At 56.1% G+C, this 3,509-nt stretch carries 1 protein-coding gene and 2 pseudogenes; all 3 read right to left on the bottom strand.

The window, feature by feature from the left end; all coding sequences use genetic code 11:
- A pseudogene (locus QZ197_RS15255) lies at positions 1-905 on the bottom strand (hypothetical protein); the annotation flags it as partial.
- Positions 906-919: 14 nt separating this feature from the next.
- The gene (locus tag QZ197_RS15250) at positions 920-3,250 is read right to left on the bottom strand and encodes a hypothetical protein (RefSeq protein WP_296433021.1); all 2,331 of its coding nucleotides are present in this window, start codon (positions 3,248-3,250) and stop codon (positions 920-922) included.
- An 88-nt stretch (positions 3,251-3,338) separates the two neighbouring features.
- Positions 3,339-3,509 (bottom strand): annotated as a pseudogene (locus QZ197_RS15245) (IS256 family transposase); the annotation flags it as partial.

The following is a 3,509-nucleotide window of genomic DNA, read 5'->3' as shown; positions in this document are numbered from 1 at the left end:
TTGCTGTAAATGCCGTAAGTCAGATCAGCGATCGCTGTGTAGAACCACTCGGACCGCGGAATGACAATCGGGCGTTCAACTTGGGTGCCTTGTCCATTGGATTGCACGGAAACATCAACGTCATAGTCCCCGGGCGGCAGAATACGCTGCACAACCAGACGGCCCTGCGCGTCCGCGCGCACTTCTTCACCCAAGGTGCGCAAAACCGATCCCGGTTGCGCACCGTCGGCAGCAACCGTCACAGCGCCACCACTGACGGGAATGTTGCGCACGGCCGTAAAGTCGGTGCCATCTTCATTGTCTGACATCCGGCGACCATCGCGCTGCATCAAAGGCAACGCACTTGTTTCGTCAAAGCGGCCATTGGCGTCATATGCACGGTGGACGGCGACAATATCGCCCCCCAGCGGTAAGACAAAAGTAACAGGCCCGTTCACAGGGGCTGCAATCACACCAATCAAACGCGGCCCACCGGGGGCGGCGCGATCAATCAAGCGCATCTCGGCGCGATCAATAAACGCCGGATAATTGGCCTCACCTCGCAAAGTAACCGTGTCACCGACGCGGTATGCGGCATCGGTGCCAACAGCCTTGAGGTTCAAACGCGGGGCAACGCCCAAGCCATCAAACGTGACCTGCACATTCGCTTGCAATAGCACCACATCGGTCCGCCTGATTTCATCCTCTAGCTGAGGATCACCAGCTATCGCCACACCGTCCAATGACAAGGAAAACCCAGTCACATCAGGCTGGCGCGCCTCTGGTTCGGTGTTCGGGGCCAGCGGGATAGCGACGGTGTCGCCAGCATTTGGCGCTGTCTGCGGGTGCGCAGCACTCGAAAGAACAAGGCTGATTGCAGTAGCGCTTAGCAAAAGCGCCCGTGATTTGCGGGATACTAGTTTCATTTTTACTTACTCACTTACTGCAACTGGTTCACGGATTTTTCGACGAGCAACCGATAGGTTCCGATATCCGCCCATTTTTCTTGGATCATTTGCTCAAGCGCGGCCAAGCGCGCACGGGCTAGATCCGGCGCTTCTTGATCCCGGTAGTAGCTGATCCGGATAACTGTCGGCGTGTCGGATATCTGACGCAGAACACCCTCGATACCGGTAACCAATGCGGCCGACGGGGCGATCACATCAGCGCCGTAAGCACGTCCGCTCAGGTCCACGTCAAACACACGGCCAATCGCTGCTCCGAAATTCATCTCGGCCATCATGCCTGATGTTAGACGCATGACCCGCGGGTTCTCGGTCGTCATCCTGTAACCGGTCGGCAACGTGCGCGTGTCCACCTTTAGCATGAAGTTGCTTCCGATTTCGCTGGGCAGCTCTGCACAAGGCACCGAATAGCGGCCGTGAGCGTCTGTCGTGATCAGCGTACCGGTAGGCGTCACCAAACGCACGTTTGGAATGCCAACTTCGGCCTGAGGAGCAACTGCGGCTGGGGAAAGCTTGCCACCACTGCCCAACTTGTCGGCAAAGACGTCCTGATTGCTAACCTGCGCTCCTGACACACTTGGCGCGTCCTGATAGCCATTGCCGTTCACGTCATCAAAGACCTTGCCGATGATGTTGGAACACTCAAACACGCTTTCAATTTGACGCGTCACAGTGGCAGAGGCCGTTTCACCCAAATGCGCACCAGATAATTCATCAATGATATCAGCCCTGTTGGTCAGCTGTCCTGCAGGGGCCGTCGACAAAACACGTGCTTTCAGGGTGACCGTCAACGCCGCGTCTGCAGGCATGTTCAGTCCACCAAAGGTAACGGTTTGACCCGACACGACAGGCACAGCCGCTATGCCGTCAACAGTCGCGCTCCCCAAAACGAAAGCCATTCCGGCAGGCAACGTATCAACAATAGCAACCGGCGAAAGATCAGCACTCAGCGTCGACATTGCCACGATCTGATAGTCAACAATCTGACCCAGCAGCACCGTGGTTACAGGTGCGGTCTTGGCCAGAATAAAGTCGCCCAGACCAGGCGATTGCAGCGCTAGAATAGTCCTGTCGTCACCGCGCGCAGTGCCGGCATTGCCGTCGCTATCGTTCATCTCGGGGTCATCAATCATAGTTGTCTGACCCGAAGCACGATCGAATGCGATGGCCGAACCCGCGTCGCTGATATCCCGGACCGGATCAACACCCGAAAGCGGGCTGAGCGGCAATGGCACATTACCAACGCCAGTCGCGACGGCCGTTGCAACCATAGTTGGCTGCGTCGTGATTTCACCGGCAGTAACATCTTCATCAGCGATGATATATGTCGCAGTACCAACAACGACTGGTCCTTCACCGCGACTGAGGTCCCTATCAAAGTCTACGTCCGACGCCGGCGTATAAGACCAAGTTCCCAGCAACGCACCAAAGCCCGCATCATCAACGCGCACATCAGCAAGCGATGTGTCGCCTGTATTCTCGGCGGTATAAGAATATCGGACCGTATCGCCTGCGTCGCCAAAAATACCGTTGCCGTTTGTGTCCTCTACGCCAGTCACCATCTGAACCAATCTGATCTCGGATGAGGAAACAGGCAGATTAAGAAGGGTTGCCGCGTTGGGATTGGAATCCACATCAGGGTCAATCTGTACAATCATCACAGATGCGCCCGCATCAGCGTCTTGTGAAGGGCGTGCGGGGTCTGATCCGGCGTCACTGGTATCACCAACAGCATTGACCGCCGACAAGCGATCAAGCGGATCAGTGCTTGGCAAACCCATTGCCGTCGTCGCTGTGGCTGTCGATACAACCGTGGATGAAGCGCTGATAAATCCAGCCTCGACGTCTGGTCGCGTGATTACATAGGTGCCTTGCGCGATAAGAATGGGTGTCGCTTGACCCGCGCCGACAACCAATGTCCCGTCAAACGCGTCCAGCATTGCAAACGTGTTGCCGTTCACACCAGCAACAAAGCCGGGGTCGGTGATGTCGACATCAACCAGCGCAGTATTACCTTGGTTTATTGCCGAGTAGTCATAGCTGACAGTGTCGCCAGCGTCACCAAAGATACCGTTGCCGTTGGTGTCTGCCACACTGGTGACCGACTGGATCAATGCGATCCTTGGATCAGGGGTCGGGAGGTTCAAAACCGTCGGCGCGTCCAATTCCCCGTTCGCATCGGGATCAATGCCTGCGATTGTGACAGACGTTGCATCGGGTGTTGCTGGCGCAGAGATTTGCGGAGCGGATGCTGCATCTGAAAGATCGGCAACAGGGTCTAGCCCGACAAGTGGCGTTGCAGGCAATGGGGTGCCATTTGTATCTGTGGCAACGGCAGTCGAGGGAGTATCCGAAACTCTGTGTATGGGGCTCAGCCCATGCGGTTTTGACGGGTCATTTATTGAACCGATCTGGGTATAGGATAGCGAACTGGTTTCGTGCGGCAACCCACTCTCTGACGGCTCTGCCTGTCTTCTCGAAACTGCGGATTGCCAGATAGATCAGTTTCATTGCAGCTTCGTCGGTTGGAAAGCTCCCGCGTGTTTTGGTGGTTTTGCGTATGAC

The organism is Yoonia sp. (assembly GCF_017854415.1).
Classification (GTDB): domain Bacteria; phylum Pseudomonadota; class Alphaproteobacteria; order Rhodobacterales; family Rhodobacteraceae; genus Yoonia.
The sequence above is the reverse complement of the archived record's forward strand: the minus strand, read 5'-3'. Positions and strand labels throughout refer to the sequence as shown.